This is a genomic window from Micrococcus sp. HSID17227, assembly GCF_003989405.1.
In the GTDB taxonomy this organism is placed as follows: domain Bacteria; phylum Actinomycetota; class Actinomycetes; order Actinomycetales; family Micrococcaceae; genus Micrococcus; species Micrococcus luteus.
Genome location: NZ_RBLN01000333.1, coordinates 1 through 2,122 on the forward strand (window position 1 = coordinate 1; position 2,122 = coordinate 2,122).

The 2,122-nt window shown below is 76.1% G+C and carries 2 protein-coding genes; one reads left to right on the plus strand and one right to left on the minus strand.

Annotation, left to right across the window (positions count from 1 at the left end; translation table 11 throughout):
* Positions 1-117: 117 nt before the first annotated feature.
* The gene (locus D8M29_RS11460; protein WP_127445993.1) at positions 118-1,230 is read right to left on the minus strand and encodes a hypothetical protein; all 1,113 of its coding nucleotides are present in this window, start codon (positions 1,228-1,230) and stop codon (positions 118-120) included.
* 164 nt (positions 1,231-1,394) lie between these two features.
* Between D8M29_RS11460 and D8M29_RS11465 the strand changes: the two genes are divergently transcribed.
* Positions 1,395-2,024, plus strand: a complete 630-nt coding sequence (locus tag D8M29_RS11465) for a glycosyltransferase family 4 protein (RefSeq protein WP_238693403.1) — start codon at positions 1,395-1,397, stop codon at positions 2,022-2,024.
* Positions 2,025-2,122: the final 98 nt, after the last annotated feature.

Sequence of the window (2,122 nt, forward strand, 5' to 3'; positions counted from 1 at the left end):
CGGCCACCACGAGCTGCAGCCCGCCGGTCAGGCCGCGCTGGGCCGCGAGCGCGGCCGTGAGCCGGTCGAGGTCCGCCTGGGCCCGGTAGTAGGGCACCACCACGGAGACGGCAGCGCTCACGTCCACCTGTGCACGCGGCGGAGCACGTCGAAGAGCATCCGCGCGCAGTCCTCGGCCCCGGGCGAGAGGTCCACGGCGGGGTCGAGCCACGTGCGCTCGGGGTCCTCGACCGCCTCGGCGATCGCCTCGGCCAGCGCGAAGGCCGGCGACCCGTTCGGGTGCACGAGCCGCAGGGTGCCCGGGCGCAGGCGCTCCATCTCCTCCGTGTAGCGGCCCGCGGAGGCGATCGCCCGCCGCCCCACCGAGGTCCACGCCGCCAGGGACCCGGACGCGGACACGTTGCGGTGCGCCGCGAACGGGATGCCCGCCGAGAGCAGGGCCGCGTCCGCGAACTCGTCCGGCACGAACCCGGTGACGCGGAACTCCAGGCCGCGCGCCTCGGCGTCGCGGGTCAGCTCCGCCACGAGGTCGTCATGCCCGATGCTGACGGGTCCGAGCGCCGTCAGCCGGCGCGGCGCCCCGGAGTCCGGGCCCCACTGGCGGTGCAGCTCGGTGAGGGCCTCCAGGGCGAGGGCGTGCCCCTTGCCCGGGTAGACGAAGCCGAAGAGCACGAGGTCCCGGTCGAGGCCGGCCATGCTCTCCGGCACCACCGGTTCGGCACGGGCGGCCGCGGCCCGGCGGTCCTCCACGGGCAGCGGGACCACGTCCGCGGCCACGTCCACGAGGTCCGCCAGCAGCGCCCGTTCGTGCTGGGAGGAGACCACGACGCCGGCCACCGTCTGGGCGAGCCGCGCGTACGCCTCGCCGCGGCGGCGGTAGCGGCCGTCGCCCTCAGCGGGCTGCGGGATGTCGTGCAGGGTGAGCGTGGTGCCTGCGGGCAGGACGTCGACGAGCAGGTCCGCGGCGGCGGTCGCGGTGGGGCCGAACAGTGCGTCCGTGACGTCCAGGTGCACGGCGGCGCCCAGCGCCCGCGCCTCCTCCAGCAGGGGCACGAGGCCCCGGAACGCCGCGACGTCCTCCGCCCTGAGCAGCTCCACCTCGGCGCCCACCCTCCGGAGGGCGGCGGCGATCTGCCGGCCATGGCGCACCACGCCGTGCTCCGGCGCGCCCACGGTCACGTACAGCACACGTCCCTGCGGCTGCGAGTCCACGTCCACGATCCCCTTCACCTGCGGCGGCGCTCCTCGACGCGGCGGCGCGCCGGAACGGACAGGATGCCGCTGCTCCGATTCTCCGATCCTGCCCTGACAGACTAGATTCCGCGACCCCCGACCCGGGACGGGGACACGCCGCCCGCGCGGCATCGCATCCCCAGGTCAGGAGGCCCTCCCCCGTGAGCATCACCGTCCAGCACGTGCCCGCGCAGCACCCGTACACCCGCGCGATCCGCCCCCTCGACCCGGGCGCCGCGCCGGACGTGGAGTTCCTGCCGGACCCGCCGGTGCCGGGCGCGCCCGCGCACCAGTGGTGGCCGCCCCGGGCCCTGCGCGCGGAGTGGCTGGCCGAGCACCGCCCGGACGTGCTGCACGTGCACTTCGGCTTCGAGCACTTCAGCCCCGCCCAGCTGGCCGCCGCCCTGGACGCGCAGCACGCGCACGGGGGCGCCGTCGTCGTGACCGTGCACGACCTCGAGAACCCGCACCTGACGGACCAGGGCCCCCACCGGGACCGCCTGGCCGTGCTGCTGGGCCGCGCGGACGCCGTGCTCACGCTCACCCCCGGCGCCGCGGCGACCCTCGCCCGCGACTACGGCGTGCGCGCCCTCGTGGTCCCCCACCCGCACATCGTCCCGCTCGAGGACCTCGTGGCGCAGGGCGACGACGACGCCCCCGGCCTGCCGCCCCCCGACGCGTCCGACGACGGCGACGGCGCGCCCGTCCCCGCCCGCCTGCTGGTGCACGCCAAGGACCTGCGGGCCCAGGTGGCCCCGGTGGTCGAGTATCGCGCAACGACCGGTCGGTGAAGGTGGACTTCCCGGTCTATGACCTTCACGTCGACGTCGTGCCAGCACGACCTGTCGGGGACCTATGGGAAATCCCTAATAAGGGGGAGGGTTGGGAG